This window comes from Arthrobacter sp. ISL-5, assembly GCF_018613835.1.
In the GTDB taxonomy this organism is placed as follows: Bacteria; Actinomycetota; Actinomycetes; order Actinomycetales; family Micrococcaceae; genus Arthrobacter.
Window position 1 is genome coordinate 104,530 of the sequence record NZ_JAGGPM010000013.1, and the last position, 17,191, is coordinate 121,720.

At 63.8% G+C, this 17,191-nt stretch carries 17 protein-coding genes and 1 pseudogene; 4 read left to right on the forward strand and 14 right to left on the reverse strand.

The annotated features are described in order from the left end of the window. Positions 1–116: 116 nt before the first annotated feature. Together J7I89_RS07100 and J7I89_RS07105 are read right to left on the reverse strand one after the other, a co-directional pair. Entirely contained in the window at positions 117–608 is a 492-nt protein-coding gene (locus J7I89_RS07100) for a hypothetical protein (RefSeq protein WP_214968613.1), read from the reverse strand. Next, positions 605–1,882, reverse strand: coding sequence for a serine/threonine-protein kinase (locus J7I89_RS07105; RefSeq protein WP_214968615.1), 1,278 nt, complete (start codon positions 1,880–1,882; stop codon positions 605–607). Before J7I89_RS07105 ends, J7I89_RS07100 begins: the two co-directional genes overlap by 4 nt. A 484-nt stretch (positions 1,883–2,366) precedes the next feature. Between J7I89_RS07105 and J7I89_RS07110 the strand changes: the two genes are divergently transcribed. Next, positions 2,367–2,876 (forward strand): GNAT family N-acetyltransferase, encoded by a 510-nt coding sequence (locus J7I89_RS07110; protein ID WP_214968616.1) that lies wholly within the window; start codon positions 2,367–2,369, stop codon positions 2,874–2,876. 13 nt (positions 2,877–2,889) lie between these two features. On the opposite strand, the gene J7I89_RS07115 is transcribed toward J7I89_RS07110, so the two are convergent. The 10 genes and pseudogenes from J7I89_RS07115 to hisD form a co-directional block, all read right to left on the reverse strand. Beyond that, positions 2,890–4,128 (reverse strand): S1C family serine protease, encoded by a 1,239-nt coding sequence (locus J7I89_RS07115; RefSeq protein WP_374102003.1) that lies wholly within the window; start codon positions 4,126–4,128, stop codon positions 2,890–2,892. A 108-nt stretch (positions 4,129–4,236) separates the two neighbouring features. Then, positions 4,237–4,911 (reverse strand): signal peptidase I, encoded by a 675-nt coding sequence (locus tag J7I89_RS07120; protein ID WP_308159824.1) that lies wholly within the window; start codon positions 4,909–4,911, stop codon positions 4,237–4,239. A gap of 266 nt (positions 4,912–5,177) precedes the next feature. Continuing rightward, positions 5,178–5,396: a hypothetical protein gene (locus J7I89_RS07125; protein WP_214968620.1), complete on the reverse strand. Its 219-nt coding sequence runs from the start codon at positions 5,394–5,396 to the stop codon at positions 5,178–5,180. Positions 5,397–5,517: 121 nt separating this feature from the next. After that, positions 5,518–6,087, reverse strand: a complete 570-nt coding sequence (locus J7I89_RS07130; protein ID WP_214968622.1) for a hypothetical protein — start codon at positions 6,085–6,087, stop codon at positions 5,518–5,520. Positions 6,088–6,296: 209 nt separating this feature from the next. Next, positions 6,297–6,731: pseudogene (locus J7I89_RS07135) on the reverse strand (MinD/ParA family protein); the annotation flags it as partial. A 638-nt stretch (positions 6,732–7,369) separates the two neighbouring features. Further along, complete coding sequence (locus J7I89_RS25065; protein WP_251045035.1) at positions 7,370–7,546, reverse strand: hypothetical protein; 177 nt, start codon at positions 7,544–7,546, stop codon at positions 7,370–7,372. Positions 7,547–7,913: 367 nt separating this feature from the next. Beyond that, positions 7,914–8,669, reverse strand: coding sequence for an amino acid ABC transporter ATP-binding protein (locus J7I89_RS07145; protein ID WP_214968738.1), 756 nt, complete (start codon positions 8,667–8,669; stop codon positions 7,914–7,916). 73 nt (positions 8,670–8,742) lie between these two features. Then, positions 8,743–9,396 carry an amino acid ABC transporter permease gene (locus J7I89_RS07150; RefSeq protein ID WP_214968624.1) on the reverse strand — a complete coding sequence of 218 codons (654 nt, stop codon included), beginning with the start codon at positions 9,394–9,396 and terminating at the stop codon, positions 8,743–8,745. Between the two features lie 80 nt (positions 9,397–9,476). Continuing rightward, entirely contained in the window at positions 9,477–10,295 is an 819-nt protein-coding gene (locus J7I89_RS07155) for an ABC transporter substrate-binding protein (RefSeq protein ID WP_214968626.1), read from the reverse strand. Positions 10,296–10,321: 26 nt separating this feature from the next. Continuing rightward, positions 10,322–11,641: a histidinol dehydrogenase gene (hisD, locus tag J7I89_RS07160; protein WP_214968627.1), complete on the reverse strand. Its 1,320-nt coding sequence runs from the start codon at positions 11,639–11,641 to the stop codon at positions 10,322–10,324. Between the two features lie 83 nt (positions 11,642–11,724). Between hisD and J7I89_RS07165 the strand changes: the two genes are divergently transcribed. Then, positions 11,725–12,657, forward strand: coding sequence for a LysR family transcriptional regulator (locus J7I89_RS07165; protein ID WP_214968629.1), 933 nt, complete (start codon positions 11,725–11,727; stop codon positions 12,655–12,657). Positions 12,658–12,805: 148 nt separating this feature from the next. On the opposite strand, the gene J7I89_RS07170 is transcribed toward J7I89_RS07165, so the two are convergent. Then, complete coding sequence (locus J7I89_RS07170) at positions 12,806–14,002, reverse strand: S1C family serine protease (protein WP_251045036.1); 1,197 nt, start codon at positions 14,000–14,002, stop codon at positions 12,806–12,808. Between the two features lie 150 nt (positions 14,003–14,152). After that, positions 14,153–14,440, reverse strand: coding sequence for a hypothetical protein (locus J7I89_RS07175; RefSeq protein ID WP_214968633.1), 288 nt, complete (start codon positions 14,438–14,440; stop codon positions 14,153–14,155). A 33-nt stretch (positions 14,441–14,473) separates the two neighbouring features. On the opposite strand from J7I89_RS07175, the gene J7I89_RS07180 reads away from it, so the two are divergent. Together J7I89_RS07180 and J7I89_RS07185 are read left to right on the forward strand one after the other, a co-directional pair. Further along, entirely contained in the window at positions 14,474–14,725 is a 252-nt protein-coding gene (locus J7I89_RS07180) for a hypothetical protein (protein ID WP_214968634.1), read from the forward strand. An 800-nt stretch (positions 14,726–15,525) separates the two neighbouring features. Next, positions 15,526–17,136, forward strand: a complete 1,611-nt coding sequence (locus J7I89_RS07185; protein WP_214968636.1) for a hypothetical protein — start codon at positions 15,526–15,528, stop codon at positions 17,134–17,136. Positions 17,137–17,191: the final 55 nt, after the last annotated feature.

Sequence of the window (17,191 nt, forward strand, 5' to 3'; positions counted from 1 at the left end):
ATAAACCAGCAGGATCATGACTGTCGCGGCGTCCGTGCGCCGCGTGGCCCTGTCGGAGCGTGGGTGCGTGCCTTCCTGGCACTTCGTCCACGACGTCACACATGCCGTGTCTGTTTTCAGCGACTTCCAGCGTCCTGCTTTTCCTCCCCTTTGCCTTTACCTTTGCCCCTTTCTTTGTCCTCATCGTCCCCGCCTGCGTTGTCGTTTCCGCCGGCGGGAGCGGTAGTGGACGGCACAGGCTCAGGTGTCGGTTTAGCGGCGGCGATGGCGGCGTCAAGACCGGCTCGGACTTTGCTCACGGATGTTTCAATGCGTGAACTCCTCGCGGCCGAGACCTCCCCCCTTTCCACGGCGGTTTGCAGTTCGCGGGCCAGCTGGTCGAGTTCGGCGACCGCGCCGGTGTAGTTCTGCTGCGCGGTGAGCTGTTTCGCGGCGCTGACGCGGTCCTGAAGCCTCCGGCCGGCGGCTTCATCGAGCTCCGGGGCAGCTGAACAGCCGGTCAGCAGGGCTGCGGAAACGATACCGCTCAGAACTGCCACGTTCAGCCCACTGATACGTCGGCGGGCCCGGGAAAGTGTTTCCTCACTTATGGCTTGCAGCGCGGTCATGGTGTGACGCTCTCTTCCAGCTCCTTGAAGTCGTTACCCAATTCTCCGGTGATGACCGGATCCGGGGACCGTGTAGGTCCCGGTGACGATCCCTGCGGCAGGGAAAAGAACGTCGCGGCGATGACGAGAGCCATTGCCGCGACCACCACCGCGGCACCGATGAAGATCCTGCGGCGGCCGACATCGCGGGCCCTGATCTGGAAGAGACCGGCCCGCGGCTTCCGCCCCGGGACCGCAGGCCTGCGCTGCGGCACGGCCGGTGCCGGCTGCCATGAACCCGTCGCATTGGTGATTTGACTGGTCGGCATGACAGGCACCATCCGGCCCGGGCTTCCGTTTTCCTGCGGCTTCGTGGCGTCGATCGGCATGGTCCGCTGCGGAGTGTGCGCCGCGGGAATCGCTGCGGCGCCCGCCCGGACGGCTTGGGTGCTCCAGTCGCCGCCGTCGTTCAGGGTCCTGGCGACTTCACCGGCTTCGGGCCTTTTCGCCGCCTCCCGGGCGGTCATGGCTGTCAGCAGTGACGTCCACCGCTGACCCAGCGTGTCAGGGATACTGGGGTCCCGGGACAGCCGGGCGACGGCCGCCTCCAACGGCGGGCCCGGATATTCAACCTTCCCGGTGAGGGCCTCCAGCAGGACCAGGCCGAGAGAATAGATGTCTGCAGGCGAGTTCACGGGCCCGCCGCTGGCCTGCTCAGGGCTCAGGTAGGCGGCGGTTCCAAGTGTTGTGTTGGTTGCTGTGAGCCGTGCACCGTCCAGCATCCTGGCAATGCCAAAATCGGCGAGTTTGGGCCGCAGCCCGACATTGCCGGCATACCGGGTCAGCAGGATGTTGGCTGGTTTCACATCCCGGTGCACCACCCCGTGATGGTGGATATACTGCAACGCCTCGGCCAGATCGGCACCCATCCTGGCGGTTTCGGCGCCCGACAGGGGTGCCGAAGCAAGAAGACGATGCAGGTCGTTGCCCGGGATCAGCTCCATCACCAGAAACGACACGTTCTCATTGCCCAGGGTTGCTGTCCCGGCGTCATAGAGCGTGACCAGGCCATGATGGTTGAGCTTGGCGAGCAGATGCACTTCGCTCTGCTGCCTGCTGAGCTGGTCAGCACCCGCGACGTCGGGGCGAAAGACCTTCAGGGCCACCTCGCGTTCCAGGACCAGGTCGGTGCCGCGATACACGGTGCCCATCCCGCCGCGCCCGATCTCCTCCCCTATCCTGTACCGCTGCTGCAGGACAGTCCCGGGGCTGCTGATAGCCGGCTCGTGCACCATGTCCCCGCCTTTCGTGTTGACACAAGTCTAGTCAGTGGGCGACGAAGGAGAACCGTTCAGAGAGCCCGCATGCCCTTGGGCGGGGACCCGGCAGCCGGCCGCGCCAGCTGGAGAAGGTGGCCGTAGTTCTTGCGGGCCGCCCGGCACACGGGCCGGACACCGGGACTGCCTCCCGACCACTCATCAGGTCTTGATCGGCGACTCCGGTACGGGGAAGTCCCAGCAGCTGTTTTTCGCCGGTCCCGCACTCCAACGGGGCCCGCCGCGGGAAGCCTACTGAGGCTGACGGGCTCGGTAGTCTCTGAGCGCATCTGGTCTGATCCACTTCCTGGTCAAGAAGGCGTCCAGCAAGCAAGACATGGCGAAGGTCGTCCAGAAAATCCCCGCGGCTGGTACGCCCCTCTCATGGGTCTTCCCCCGCAGCCCCGAATGCCCCACACTTAGCGCAGGAGTCATTCCCCCACTGGTAGAAGGCAGATCAACCATGGCCCCTCTCATCTCCCTGGCGGCTCTCATCGGCCCGCAGGAACACAAGACCGGCGCAAGCATCCCCCGTCCCGTGGAATCCACGGATCTGACAGAACTGACGGACCTGTATCTCCGGTCCTACCATCCCGAAGCGGACCGTCTGGACGCCGAAAAGGCAGCCGGCAGGATCAGCCGGATCTTTGCCGGCACGCACGGAACCCCCATCCCCCAGGCATCCCTGGCGATCGTCAACGCGGTAGGGCAGATCACCGCGGCCATCCTGATCACGGACCGCAATGTCGGCAGTGCCACCCCGGGAACGGCCTACATCGCTGAGCTTTTCACCCATCCGGACCACCGCAGACAGGGCCTCGCCGAGGACCTCCTGCGCTCTGCCATGGATGTCCTGCACACGCTGGGACACAGGGCCGTTGCCGTCACCGTCCACAGCGCCAACTCCGCTGCCATCGCCCTGTACCTGTCCCGGGACTTCCGCCGCCTCACGCAGCGGGCCGGCGTCGACTAACCGGTCCCTGCGGTCAGCCCGCGGTGGCCACACCGAGGGTGATGTCGGCTTCCTGATCCTGTCCGTCCCGCTGGAAGGTGATCTTCACGGTGGTCCCGGCTGCCTGTTCCCGGGCAGCCGCCGTCAGCTCGGATGCGTCAGTCACGGTGTGGCTGGCCAGTTCGGTGACCACGTCCCCGGCTTTCAGCCCTGCTTCGGCCGCGGCAGACCCCGGGGTCACGGCGGCCACCTCGGCCCCGGTGGTGAACTCGGATGACGTTCCGGACGCCTTGTACTTCACCGACAGGCCCAGCTGGCCGTGCGTCGCCGCGCCCGTGGCGATGATCTCCTGTGCCACCCGCTTCGCCACGTTGATCGGGACGGAGAAGCCGACCCCGATGTTGCCGGACTGGGCGGTGGAGGATGAACCGGCCGAGGCGATGGCAACGTTCACGCCGATGATCTCGCCCTGTGTGTTGGTCAGGGCGCCGCCGGAATTTCCGGGGTTGATGGCCGCGTCCGTCTGTATGACGTTGATGCTGATGGAGCCCTGCCCCGCGCTCGAGGAATCGGAGCTGGGCACGGCCGAGGACGCCGTCTCAATGGTGCGGTCCACGGCCGAAACGATGCCGTCCGTGACGGTGCCACTGAGCCCAAGCGGCGCTCCGATCGCGATGGCGGTGTCACCCACCTTGACGGCGCTCGAGTCACCCAGGGTCGCCGGAACCAGCCCCGGAGCCGTTATCTTGATGATGGCCAGGTCCGAGAGCGGATCCGTGCCGACGATGGTTGCCGCATAGACCTTCCCGTCACTGGTGCGGACTTCGATGGCCGCCGCTTCGGCCTGCCCGTCCAGGGTGACCACGTGCGTGTTGGTCAGGATGTGGCCCTCCGCATCCAGGATGATGCCGGAGCCGGTGCCGCCGGAACTGCCGGAGCTCGCGCTGATGGTCACCACGCTGGGCGAGGCCTTCTGGGCGGCAGCGGTGACCGCGTTCACGCTGGAGGTGTTGTTGACGATCACCGGGGTGTACTGGGCAGTCTGCGCACTGGATGCGGTCTGCGCAGGCGTGCCCCACAGGGATGCCGCCCCGGCTGCGGTGCCCCCGCCCAGGAGACCCGCGGCCACCAGGCTCGTGACAAAGACCGCCGGCCCAACCCGCTTCCCAGCCTTCCGGCGGGTTTTCGGGGTCCCGGCGGCCTGGTTCTCGGCGCCTGCACTGGCGTTCATCATCGTGCTCCTTGGGTTCCGCTCCGACTGCTCGCAGGCTATGACCCAATATTTGAACGCGGGACTATTGTGCGCCTGTTGTGCCGCTGTGAGCGGGCTGTGAGCGTTTCAAAGAAGGAGAACGACGACGGCGGGCCGGGAGTCGGGAGGTCAGCCCCGGCCTCCGGCCCGGCGACGGCGGCGGACCGCCCGGAAGATGAACAGCGCACCGAAGCCGATCAGGCCGGCAGCGGCCACCGTCATCCAGAGATCGCGGTCCGCGTTCCCCAGTGCGTCCGCGACGGAGCCGGCAAAAGGCACCGCGTAGAAAAGCCTCCCCTTGATCTGGCGTGCGTGGACGGGCGTCGGGGACGGGAAGCCGTTGTTGTCGCCCTTGGTGATCAGGGTTTTTTCGCCGGACTGTGTGATGCCGAACCCGACGATCCGCTGTGTTTCGACCTCCGGCCGTTCCGGGTTGGGCTGGAACGTGACAATGTCGCCGGTTTTCAGTTCGCTGAGCGCCACGGGTTTCACCGTAAGAAATGTTCCCGCGGGGTACTTCGGCGCCATGGAGTTCGTTGAAGCGGTGTACGTCCGGTACCCGGCGACCTGGGGCACGATGACCAGGGCAAGGGCAGCGAAGACCAGGACCATCAACAGCACGCTGGCGACGCCGCCGGCGGCACCCAACCCGGGCCCGCCGCGTCTTTCGGCGGGCTCGGCGGGGCGGCGGCTGCCACGTTGGCCGCCGGTATCCATGCCGAACTGCGGCCGCGGCCGCGAATCTCCTGCGGCCTTCGGCGTGAATGAGTCCCCGGCTGGGGGCGCGGTTTTAGGCTCTGTCACCGGGCGGCCCGCAGCTGCCGGGAAACTTGTGGAATCGCGATGCTCACGGCGTGTGTCCCCTCACGGTGGCTGGAGCCGAGGAAGAGCGTCAGATTTCGAAAACCACAAGACTCTCCCCGGGCCTGTTGCAAGAACAATGCCGCCGCAGGCTCAGGACTGCATGCCGGAATCCGTCAAGGTTTCATCAAGAATTCACCGGCGCCGCTGCGGCGCCGGTCAGCGGGGCACAGCCTCGTTTATCTCGCGCGGTTCCGACCACTGCACAGTCACTCGGGGCCGGCGCCTCTTCCACCTTCACGGGAAAGGGGCAGGTCCATGAACTCGTACAGCTCATGCCATGCGTTATCCAGCCGCAGTTCCGCTAGCACGAGCTCCTCTTCTTTGCCCGGGTGGCCGCCGCCCTTGGCGCCTTCCCGCAGCGCAACGACTTCGCGGTACAGCGCATCCACTCCGTCTAGGAGCCTCTTGAATTCGTCGTCAGTCATGGCAAGAGGCTAGCCGACAGTCAGCCGCATGCACACGGTTAAGACCTACACGTACCCGTCCACAATCACCGCAGTGGACCAGCTAAGTTGCCCTCCACGCAAGTCGGGAGGGAGTCAAAGCTCACGGCAGTGGTGTTGGCGCGGGAGGGGCGTCGAGGAGCCCCGGGGCCCAAATTTGTACGGCGATGATCCCAAGGTTGACGGCCGCGAAGATCACCATGCCGCCAATCCAGACACGGTAGCTGCGGAACCTCGCCAAGCCGTGCTCGGACGGCGGCGACTTGTGCCCGACGAGCCAATTCGGGATCTGGTAGGCGCCGTCAGTGTAGAAATACTGGCGGTTGCTTAGGTGCTCCATCCTCAGACGGGCCTCGAGCGCGTGCAGGTGCGCTCTGTCCATGAGGTTGAGGAAGCGGTGCTTGGCCATCAATTGCATGGAGAGCAGCGCGACGACCAGGCCCAGGGCCGCCGCCAGGTAGGTGGCGAAAGCTGGTGAGGAAGGGTTCAATGCGATCGTCAAAAGAAACGCTTGCGCGGTCAACGCGATTGTTGGCGTCTGCCAAAGCATGGCGTCCTGCTCCAACTCACGCTGAAGGACCATCTCGTAGGTGAAGAGTTCCTTGGCGTGCCGCTCAGCCCAAGGGCCGGACACCTTACTCAAGTGGGAGGCCCGCGGCCGTCTGATAAGCATGGGCCTAACTTTGCATTGACTCAGCAACCCTGGGATCCATAACACGGGAACAGTTACGTAAACGTGGTGAAGTTACCACCGGTTAAGTGCCCTCACCGTCAGAAGAGGTTGGAGCGATTTGTAGCTAGCAGCTTGGTCTGATTGCGGGACAACAAGCGAGGATCAGCTGGGAAGTGACCACACCCGGCCAAACATCCGCCCAGAAACCGCTACCGGTACCCGTCCACAATCGCCGCGGCAATCTCCTTGTACGCCCGCCGGGTCTCCGGCTTCGGGACGTCCAGTGTCACCAGGTCCCCGTCGGCCACTCCCCTGTCGTGCGGCACGGCGATGAGCTGACGGCACATCCCTGCGAGGTGGTCCTCGATGGCGTCCTTGTCCACCCGGGTGGAGACCTCGTCCTTGTCCGTGATCACCACGATCGCGTTGCGGGCCAGGTCCTCGTAGCCGTGGCCGGCGAGCCACTGCAGGGTGCTGCGGGCGCGCTTGGCGCCGCTCACCGCGTAGCCGGCGGCGATGATCAGGTTGTCTGCCGACTGCAGGATCCCGCTCATCGCGTTGTGCGTCACGCCGGTGCCGCAGTCCGTCAGGGCCACGGAGTAGTAGCTGGAGATCGGCTTGCGGATTCGCAGGTACTCCTCGGCCAGCTCTTCCTCCTCGCGCTCCAGCGCGTTGGGCCCATGTTCCAGGACCCGTCGGTCGCCCGGTACAGGAAGCCACGGAACCGCGCTTAGGGCGGGGCTTCTGCTCGCGGACGAACGACGTCGGCAGAGCGCTGGCGTCCACCCGTATCCCCGACGCCTGTTGCCCAGGGGCCCGCGCCGTCGGTTCAGGATGGGGCAGTCACCAAGTGACGGTCCGCCGCTGGTGCAAGACGGACCGGTACCCGGGCATCTTGGCTACGACTCCGCCGGGACTCTCTGGTACTACGGCAACAGCAGCGGATCATCGCTGTCTCCGCGCACTCGGGTCGGCTCCGGCCGGGACAGCTACAACATCTTCCGGTAACGCTGGGGCGGTTCTAGCTTCGATCAACAGCTCCGGTCTCACCGGCCTGGCGTGCGCAGTTGGCACAGCAGTACATTGCGCCCCCGCTCTCGGTGCCGTGTCCGATTATCCGGCAGCCGCAGTGGGCACAGGCCGGCGCCATGGCATGGATGGCGCACTCGAAACTGTCAAAGGTGCCGGACTGCTCACCTCTTGTGATGGTGAATGTCTTGTCGTAATCGTTGCCGCAGGTATCGCAGGTCGCCATGACGGGCTCCTAAGGATTGGAAGGCATTCACGCGGGAAGCTTGCTGGCGGTCACCTTGAACTCTTCCACCTCAAGGATCTCGATTTTCTGCTCTTCGCTGGTCGCGGAGCGGAGCTTATTAGCTGTCTGCTGGCTTGCGGTAAGAGCTTCCTCGCTCTCCCACAACGTGATGGACAGGGCCTTGTCCGATCCGGTCCCGTTCAAGAAATAGGCCCCCTTGCACCCAGGGATATCAAACAATTTCCTGAGCGTGTCCTCCGACGGGCCCTCCGTGGTTGAGTCCGGGCTTGTTCTGTAGGTGCTGACTCGAGCGAACATCGATCTACCTCCAATATTCCCTATGTGGAGCCCGTTTGCCGCTTCAGCCTTCACCCTTGGGGTCGGGCCGCTGCCGGGCGGAACACGGCCTGGTCGGCAAGTGTTACCAGGGCGGTTCGGCTCCTTCCATAAGTAGGCGCCGAACCGTGTCCAAGCGCAAGAGAAAAAGGGCCGGAAGAGCGACGCCGCCCTGTGCAGCGGTACGGCGGGAAGCGAATCCAGGTCTCCCCGCCGGCCCTCTTCCAGGAGCCCCTTAGCCCGGCAGGATGCCCGAACGGCTCAGCAAGGCCCGGGTTTTCGGATGCTCCGGCGTGGTGAAGATCCGGCTTGGAGGCCCCTCCTCCACGATTACCCCCTGGTCCATGACGACAATGCGGTCCGCGATATCCCGGGCGAACTGCATCTCGTGGGTGACGATGACCATGGTGGTGCCCTGCTGGGCGATTTTCTTGATGACGGCGAGGACCTCTCCCACCAGTTCGGGGTCCAATGCGGATGTCGGCTCGTCAAAGAGCATGACGCTGGGCTCCATGGCGAGGGCACGGGCGATGGCAACGCGTTGTTTCTGGCCGCCGGAGAGCTTGCTGGGATAGTTCTCCATTTTGTCTGCCAGTCCCACCATTTCCAGGTTGGGTACGGCGATGTTCCGGGCCTCGGCCGCGGAGAGTTTCTTGACATCCCGCAGCGGAGCCATGACGTTGCCCAGGGCCGTCTTGTTGAGGAACAGATTGAAGTGCTGGAACACGAAGCCAATGTCCGTGCGCTTCTGGGCAGTGATGGATGCTTTTTCAGCGATTAGCTCACCGTCACGTTCCTCGTAGCCGATCAGGTGCCCGTTGACGTAGATACGGCCGGCTTCGATGGTTTCGAGCTTGTTGATGCAGCGCAGAAGCGTGCTTTTGCCGGAGCCGCTGGACCCGAGGATGGCGATGGTCTCTCCTCGGTGGACCACAAGATCCACGCCCTTGAGCACTTCCACCCTCTTTTCCACGTGGGGCCGGCCCGTCAGCTTGCTCCAGAGGGTCCTTTTCGTCTCGGAGATGAAGGTCTTGTGGACATCGCGGACGTCGATGATGGTCTCGTCAGCCACTGGCCCGTGCCTTTCGTTCAAGCACTACCACGACGCGCGACAGTGGGAGGCTGATAATCAGATACAGAATCGCCGCGGCGGTGTAGATGGCCGTGGTCTGGAAAGTCTGGCTGTTCAGGATGTTGGCGGTCTTCAGGATCTCGGTCACGGCGATCACCGACGTCAGGGCGGTGTCCTTGATCATGGCAATAAAGTAGTTGCCGATCGGTCCCATGGAGACCACAAACGACTGCGGGATCACGACTTTCCACAGGGTCTTCGAGGGAGTGTAGCCAAGGGACAGCGCGGCTTCGGTCTGGCCGTGTTCCACCGACAGGATTGCGGAGCGGAAAACCTCGGAGAGGTAGGCGGCATAGTTGAGCCCCAAGCCCAGGATGCCGGCGGGGACGGGTTCGATTTCCACGCCGATGCTGGGAAGGACGAAGAAGATGTAGACCAGCTGCACCAGCAGCGGGGTACCGCGGATGACCTCCAGGTAGAAGGTCGCAACCCCGCGGAGGATCTTGATCGAGGAAATGCGTGCCAGGGCAATCAGCAGGCCCAGTACCAGTGCCAGCAGCATGGCGCCCAGCGCCAGTTGCACCACGACGGGTACGGCCACCAGCAGTGCCGGAAAAACGGCGAGGGTGTTGTTGATGAAGTCCATTAAGGAATCCCTAAATTAGGGTCCGGCCGGCGGACAGCTCCCATGAAGCGGTGTCCGCCGGCCCTGCCCGGTGCTGAATGCTACTTGGACATGTTGGCTTCGCCGAGGCCGTACTTCTTGAGGATCTCGAGGTACTTTGGCGACTTCTTGAGCTCTGCCAGCCCGGAATTCAGGTCCTGCAGCAGCTGCGAATCGTCCTTGCGCACTCCGGCGCCGATGATGCCCGGGTAGTACGGCTTGTAGGGCGACACGAGCTTCAGCTTGGGGTTGGGCTTCTGCACCAGGCTGTAGCCAATCACGGCACTGTCGGTGAATACGGCGTCAACCTGCTTGTTTTCCACTGCAGCGAGCAGGGCGGCCTGCGAATCGAAGAGCTTGACCTGGCTGCCGCCCAGGCTGTCCACCAGGTCCTTGAACACGGTGCCGGTCTGGGCGCCAAGTACCTTGCCCTTTACGTCGTCGCGGGAGGCCAGGGTCGAGTCGGCCGGGACCACCATGGCCTCACCCTCGGTGTACCAGGGGTCTGTGAAATTGATCTGCTTCTTCCGGTCGTCCGTGATGTACATGGCATCCACGATGACGTCCGCCTTTTTCGCGCTCAACGCCGCAATCAGCGTGGCAAACTCGGAGGTGAAGACCTTTATCTTCCAGCCCTTGGCATCGGCGATGGCCTTGATCATGTCCCCATCAATGCCTTTGAGTTCGCCGGACGCCTGGTCGGTAAAGGAGAAGGGTGCGTCGTTTGACGTTGCGATGGTGATGGTCTTCTGTTCAGCACCGCCCGTGTTGCCGCCGCCCGCTCCGCCTCCTGAGCCACACGCCGTCATGGCCAGGGCAACAACAACGCCCATGGGCAGCAGTGCGGCGAAGCGCCTGCGGAGCATCTTTGTATTCATCATGGAGTGCCTTTTGTTAGTGATGGGTTCTATCGGTTGAAGCGTTCGAGTCGAAGTGTGGCAGTGGCCTTGTGGGCTTCCATTCCTTCGACGTCGGATATCGTCGCCACGTAGTTGGCCAGACGCGGGGTGGCGTCCTTGTCGACCCGCTGGTAGGTGAGCGGTTTGAGGAATCTGGAGACTGAGAGCCCGGCTGATGATCGGGCACCCCCTCCGGTGGGCAGCACATGGTTGGTGCCAGAAGCGCCCTTGTCTGAGTAGGCCACGGTGGACCACGGTCCCAGGAAGATGGAGCCGTAGTTCTGCAGGTTGGCGTGATAGTAGGAATCGTCCGAGGTCTGGATTTCCAGGTGCTCCGGGGCCAGCAGATCCATGATCTGCACTGCCGTTTCCCGGTCCTCCGCCAGGTAGACGGTGCCGTAGTCCCGCCATGCGGGTCCGGCAATGTCCCGGGTGGCCAGCGTGCGCAGCTGCTTGTCGATGTGCCTGATGACTTCTTCACCCAGCTCACGGGACGTGGTCACGAGGGACGCCGGTGACTGCGGGCCGTGTTCGGCCTGGCCCAGGAGATCCGCGGCGACGATTTCCGGGTCCGCGGTTTCGTCAGCGATGACGGCGACCTCGGACGGACCGGCCAGGAGGTCGATGCCGACGCGCCCGAACAGCTGGCGTTTGGCCTCGGTGACGTAGGCGTTGCCCGCGCCGACCAGGATGTCCGACGGTTGCTCTCCGAGAAGGCCGAAGGCCATGGCGGCCATGGCCTGCACGCCACCCAGAACGAAGGCCCGGTCAACTCCGGCGAGGTACGCGGCATACAGAACGGCCGGGTGTCCGCGGTCCGGCCCGGCAGGCGGAGTGCAGGAGATGACGCTACGGACGCCGGCCGCCTTCGCGACCCCCACCGTCATGAAGGCGCTGGCAAGGATGGGGAACCGGCCGGCGGGCAGATAGGCCCCGACGCGTGCGACGGGAACGTACTTGTGCCCGGTGAAGACGCCAGGGAGGAGCTCGGCCTCAAAATCGGTGAGGTGCTCGCGTTGCTCGACGGCGAAAAGCCGGGTCCGCTCGGCACTGGCCATCAGGGCCTCCCGCAGTTCCGGAGAGAGCAAGTCACCGGTCTTGGCCAGTTCATCCTGGCCGATCTCCATGCTTGTGCCCTGCCATCCGTCGAGCTGCTTCGAGTATTTGACGACGGCGTCAATTCCGTTCTTCTCGATGTCACCAAGCATTTCCGAGACCGTTTGAATAACCTCCGGCAGCCGCTGGGCGGGGACACCCCCGACGGCGGCGCTCTTGAGGGTGGCGAAGTTCCCCCGGATGTGCCCTCGGTCACGTTCAGTTAGTTGCATGGGCTAAACGTACGTGCAGTCGGACCATCGCACAACGGGACCTGAACACGTGCGTGCCATAGGGTTGTCCGATAGGGTGAACCATGACCCTCACGCAACTCAGGGCTTTTCTCGCCGCTTACGAACTCGGCTCCTTCACTGCCGCCGCACGAAAGTTGGAAACAAGCCAGGCGTCCGTCTCGGAGCTCATCAGCAGGCTGGAACAGGAGCTCAACCACAGTCTCTTCACCCGCGGCGGGCGACGGCTCATTCCCACCACGGCCGCCGTTGAGCTCCAGGTGCATGCGCTGCAGTCCGTGACGTCTTTTGACAACGGAGTGGAGGCGTTGAAGTCCATGTCATCGCTGGAAGGGGGCGTCTGCACCTTCGGCGTCCTGCGGTACGGGGCACACTACGATCTCGCCGACCTCGTCCAGCGCTTCCACCGGCGCTATCCAAAGGTGAAGGTACGGCTGGTAGGCCTGAATTCCGTCGCTGTGGCCGAATCTGTGGCATCCGGTGAAATTGAAGCGGGGCTTATCGTTCTCCCCGTGGTGGAAACGGGGCTCCAGGTCAGGCCGCTCTTCCGGGACGAAGTTTTTTACGTATCAGCCCAGCGCGATCCCTCACGCGGCCCCATGACCATTGAGGAACTCGCGGAGTCAAAGCTGGTGCTTTATGACGCATTTGCCGGCTGGCGCGACCCCACGCGCCGGCAAATCCTGGAGCGTGCCCGGCTCAAAGGCCTGAAAATCGATCCGGCCATCGAGGTGGAGCACGTAGACACCGCCCTGGGGCTGGTGGCCACCGGGGCCGCGGATACGTTCGTTCCGCAGGCGATCCTCAACGGACCGAGCTTCCCGAAAAACATCAAGGCGGTTCCTTTTGCCGAACCGTTGTACGACACGATCGCATTGATCCAGCGGGAGGCCGCATACCTTTCCCCGGCAACGCGCAAGATGGCCCAGATGGCCGAGCGGACGCTGCTGGCCAAGGTGGCCCCGGAGCAGAACGTCCGTCGGCAGATTCGGAACTGAACCCGATAGGCGCCTGCACACGCTGGGACACAGGACCGTTGCCGTCACCGTCCACAGCGCCAACGCGGCTGCCATCGCCCTGTACCTGTCCAGGGACTTCCGCCGCCTCACGCAGCGGGCCGGCGTCGACTAACCGGTCCCTGCGGCGTCAGCCGGCGGTGGCCGCCCCGAGGGTGATGTCGGCTTCCTGATCCTGTCCGTCCCGCTGGAAGGTGATCTTCACGGTGGTCCCGGCTGCCTGTTCCCGGGCAGCCGCCGTCAGCTCGGATGCGTCCGTCACGGTGTGGCCGGCCAGTTCGGTGACCACGTCCCCGGCTTTCAGCCCTGCTTCGGCTGCCGCGGACCCCGGGGTCACGGCGGCCACCTCGGCCCCGGTGGTGAACTCGGATGACGTTCCGGACGCCTTGTACTTCACCGACAGGCCCAGCTGGCCGTGCGTCGCCGCGCCCGTGGCGATGATCTCCTGTGCCACCCGCTTCGCCACGTTGATCGGGACGGAGAAGCCGACGCCGATGTTGCCGGACTGGGCGGTGGAGGATGAACCGGCCGAGGCGATGGCAACGTTCACGCCGATGATCTCGCCCTGTGTGTTGGTCAGGGCGCCGCCGGAATTTCCGGGGTTGATGGCCGCGTCCGTCTGTATGACGTTGATGCTGATGGAGCCCTGCCCCGCGCTCGAGGAATCGGAGCTGGGCACGGCCGAGGACGCCGTCTCAATGGTGCGGTCCACGGCCGAAACGATGCCGTCCGTGACGGTGCCACTGAGCCCAAGCGGCGCTCCGATCGCGATGGCGGTGTCACCCACCTTGACGGCGCCGGAGTCACCCAGGGTCGCCGGAACCAGCCCCGGAGCCGTTATCTTGATGATGGCCAGGTCCGAGAGCGGATCCGTGCCCACGACGGTACCCGCATAGACCTTCCCGTCACTGGTGCGGACTTCGATGGCCGCCGCCTCGGCCTGCCCGTCCAGGGTGACCACGTGCGTGTTGGTCAGGATGTGGCCCTCCGCATCCAGGATGATGCCGGAGCCGGTGCCGCCGGAACTGCCGGAGCTCGCGCTGATGGTCACCACGCTGGGCGAGGCCTTCAGCGCGGCGGCCGTTACCGCGTTGACGCTGGAAGTGTTGTTGACGATCACCGGGGTGTACTGGGCAGTCTGCGCACTGGAGGCCGTCTGCGCAGGCGTGCCCCACAGGGATGCCGCCCCGGCTGCGGCGCCCCCGCCCAGGAGACCCGCGGCCACCAGGCTCGTGACAAAGACCGCCGGCCCAACCCGCTTCCCAGCCCTCCGGCGGGTTTTCGGGGTCCCGGCGGCCTGGTTCTCGGCGCCTGCACTGGCGTTCATCATCGTGCTCCTTGGGTTCCGCTCCGACTGCCCGGAGGCTATGACCCAATACTTGAACGCGGGACTATCGTGCGCCTGTTGTGCCGCTGTGAGCGGGCTGTGAGCGTTTCAAAGAAGGAGAACGACGACGGCGGGCCGGCACGCGGGAGGTCAGCCCCGGCCTCCGGCCCGGCGACGGCGGCGGACCGCCCGGAAGATGAACAGCGCACCGAAGCCGATCAGGCCGGCAGCGGCCACCGTCATCCAGAGGCCGCGGTCCGCGTTCCCCAGTGCGTCCGCGACGGAGCCGGCAAAAGGCACCGCGTAGAAAAGCCTCCCCCTGACCTGGGGTGCGTGGACGGGCGTCGGGGAGGTGACGCCATTGTTGTCGCCCCTGGTGATCAGGGTTTTTTCGCCGGACTGTGTGATGCCGAACCCGACGATCCGCTGTGTTTCCACCTGCCGCCGCTCCGGATTGGGCTGGACGTGACCATGTCGCCGGATTTCAGTTCACTGAACGCCACCGGCTTCACCGCCAGAAAGGTTCCCGCCGGGTACTTCGGCGCCATGGAGTTCGTTGACACGGTGTACGTCCGGTACCCGGCAGCCTGGGGCACGACCACCAGGGCAAGGGCGGCGAAGACCAGGACCATCAACAGCACGCTGGCGACGCCACCGGCCGCACCCAACCCGGGCCCGCCACGTCTCTCGGCGGCCTCGGCAGGCCGGCGACTTCCGCGTTGACCGCCGCCATCCACGCCGAACTGCGGCCGCGGCCGCGAATTTCCTGCGACCTTCGGCGTGAATGAGTCCCCGGCGGGCGGCGCGGCTTTAGGCTCAGTCACCGGCCACCCCGCACGGCTGCCGGGAAACTTGTGGAATCGCGATGCTCACGGCGTGTGTCCCCTCACGGTCGCTGGAGCCGAGGAAGAGCGTCAGATTTCGAAAACCACAAGACTCTCCCCGGGCCTGTTGCAAGAACACTGCCGCTACTTGCTCAGGACTGCATGCCGAAATCCGTCAAGGTTTCGTCAAGAATTCAGCGGCGAAGATTCCAGGATTCCTTCCCGCGTAGCCGGAAATGCTCATGACGAATAACTGAGTACCCCTGGATTGCAATTACGTGCTCGCCACTAATAAAAGCGCGTACCCTCCACGGTGGTTTATGCAATTCCAAGGAAATAGCTTCTAGAGACGACGATTTGTAAGTTTTGGAGGCTCAGGATGTTGACTCTTAGAACAGTCCACACAATACGGCGGAACGAGGGCCACGCTCATCGGCACAGTGCCACCGTCTCTGTGCGGTTCCGTTAGGTAGCGGCGCAGCCATGGCTGGGGAGACTGGAGATAGGGATCATGCGACGTCCCAATCCGACACCGGTGTAAAGCGACGCGGGCTGCTCAGATTCGGGACCCTAATAACTGCATTCACTGGTGCTTCCGCAATTTCCGCTATTGGTGCCAGCAGGGCCGTTGCGGGCCCGGGAGATAAAACCCCGCCGACCGCATACGTTCCCATGTCCGAAAAGGGTGCCCCGCTAGGTGTGGCAACACTGGACATGGAATCAAAGATCCAGCCAGCCCTATTCCCAGACCTTTCGGCCACCTATGCCACACCGTCCTCTGTAGAGGCAACTGTGAAGAACCCTAAGACCGTTTATGTTTCAGCCACGGGCAGTGACACGGATAGTGGTGCCACTTGGGGCAAGGCAAAAGCAAGCGTGTCTGCCGCACTTGGCGCAGCGGGAACTGCAGGGTCCGTGGAACTCGGAGACGGTCGCTTCTCGATCTCATCGACCCTCGCCCTAGACGTGAACAACTCAATCAAGGGGCAAGGCTCCATGAGGACCACCCTGGCAGTAGATTTTGACGGGGTAGGGATCGATTGGAAGCCGCAGGTCACATTCTCAGGCCGCGCAGCTGGAACGCTTTCCGGATTCAGCCTTGTCTCAGGGGCAGGCGCAGGGATAAACGCCTGCGGCCTGAGAATAAGTTCTCTGGTGAAGCCCAAGATCCGCGATATTCGAGTAGCGAACTTCACTGGAACCAGTGGTATCGGCTTCTGGTTCCAAAACATCGCCATCGGCGGTACACGCCTATGGACAGAACGTCTGGACGTCCAAGGCGCCGTAGCCGAGAACAACACTATTTCTGTCTGCTTTGACGTCAACGGCGGGACGAACAGCTTTATGTACGCGGAGGCCCTGAACTTCACGGTCAACGTCAATGCCGTCCCGGCAGGCTCGCCTGCGCAAATCGGATACCTCCTGCGCAACGGCGCCGCCCTGCTGGGCTGTGACATCAATTTCATGGGCAACGTAGCCGGAGTAAACGGAGCAAACACCGTTGTGCCGACCTTCCTCCGGCTCCAAGACAACCTCACGAATATCGTCAATTCATCGCTTTCGATCCGTGGCGAAATGACTTCGGGGACGGCCGGGACATCGGTATCTATCGGGACAGGGTCGAAGATCCTGGGCAACACGGGCGTCATTGCCTTCGTGAACAGCACGGGGTTCACTCCAGTCTTCGAAGCTGGCCACATTTTCGGTCACTCCGGCACCATTGCCGGCAACGGCTTTGGAAATGACGTAAACGGAGTCGATAAGCGCTACCTACTTTCGACCACCCGAGAACCTGGCGCGACAGGCGGCGTCCTGTTCAACAGGACTGCCGTGTCGGCGTCATCCCCACTGTTCGCGATGGTAAGCCACCCGCCGAACATCGGCAGCGCGGGCTACAGCGACCAGGATCTGATCGTTACCTCCTATGACGGGACGACTTTTCAGGGGTACTTGCGCTACCGGTACACGGCTTCAGGGCCGCAGGTCCATTCGCTCGGCGCGTTCGTGACACGGCAGGGCGGAACGCTTGGAACCAAAACTTTCACGTCAGGCGCTGGAACCCAGCTTACGGGTGCCGGCGACCGTCACGTCGTTGTTCCCGTGACATTCAACGCTACGGCGGGTGCTGCCGCTACTTGCCTGGTTGAACTGTCGCCTGACAACGTCACCTACACGGCGTTGGGCACATGGACTAAGCCGGCTAACTCAACGGCCGGTCAGGTGGAACTCGTCCACATTGAAGTTCCCCACGGATGGTACGCCCGGTTGACCGTCTCCAACGCGACTCTTGGGACGGCGACCTATTACTGACGTCGGGCCAGGCACGATTAAGTCCCTAACATGGAGGAGACTTTCAACAATGAAC

What these genes read in the sequence shown, in the direction of transcription:
- J7I89_RS07100 (WP_214968613.1), bottom strand. Translation starts at nt 608, where the DNA reads ATGACCGCGCTGCAAGCCATAAGTGAGGAAACACTTTCCCGGGCCCGC.
- J7I89_RS07105 (WP_214968615.1), bottom strand. Translation starts at nt 1,882, where the DNA reads ATGGTGCACGAGCCGGCTATCAGCAGCCCCGGGACTGTCCTGCAGCAG.
- J7I89_RS07110 (WP_214968616.1), top strand. Translation starts at nt 2,367, where the DNA reads ATGGCCCCTCTCATCTCCCTGGCGGCTCTCATCGGCCCGCAGGAACAC.
- J7I89_RS07125 (WP_214968620.1), bottom strand. Translation starts at nt 5,396, where the DNA reads ATGACTGACGACGAATTCAAGAGGCTCCTAGACGGAGTGGATGCGCTG.
- J7I89_RS07130 (WP_214968622.1), bottom strand. Translation starts at nt 6,087, where the DNA reads ATGCTTATCAGACGGCCGCGGGCCTCCCACTTGAGTAAGGTGTCCGGC.
- J7I89_RS07150 (WP_214968624.1), bottom strand. Translation starts at nt 9,396, where the DNA reads ATGGACTTCATCAACAACACCCTCGCCGTTTTTCCGGCACTGCTGGTG.
- J7I89_RS07155 (WP_214968626.1), bottom strand. Translation starts at nt 10,295, where the DNA reads ATGATGAATACAAAGATGCTCCGCAGGCGCTTCGCCGCACTGCTGCCC.
- hisD (WP_214968627.1), bottom strand. Translation starts at nt 11,641, where the DNA reads ATGCAACTAACTGAACGTGACCGAGGGCACATCCGGGGGAACTTCGCC.
- J7I89_RS07165 (WP_214968629.1), top strand. Translation starts at nt 11,725, where the DNA reads ATGACCCTCACGCAACTCAGGGCTTTTCTCGCCGCTTACGAACTCGGC.
- J7I89_RS07170 (WP_251045036.1), bottom strand. Translation starts at nt 14,002, where the DNA reads ATGAACGCCAGTGCAGGCGCCGAGAACCAGGCCGCCGGGACCCCGAAA.
- J7I89_RS07180 (WP_214968634.1), top strand. Translation starts at nt 14,474, where the DNA reads ATGTCGCCGGATTTCAGTTCACTGAACGCCACCGGCTTCACCGCCAGA.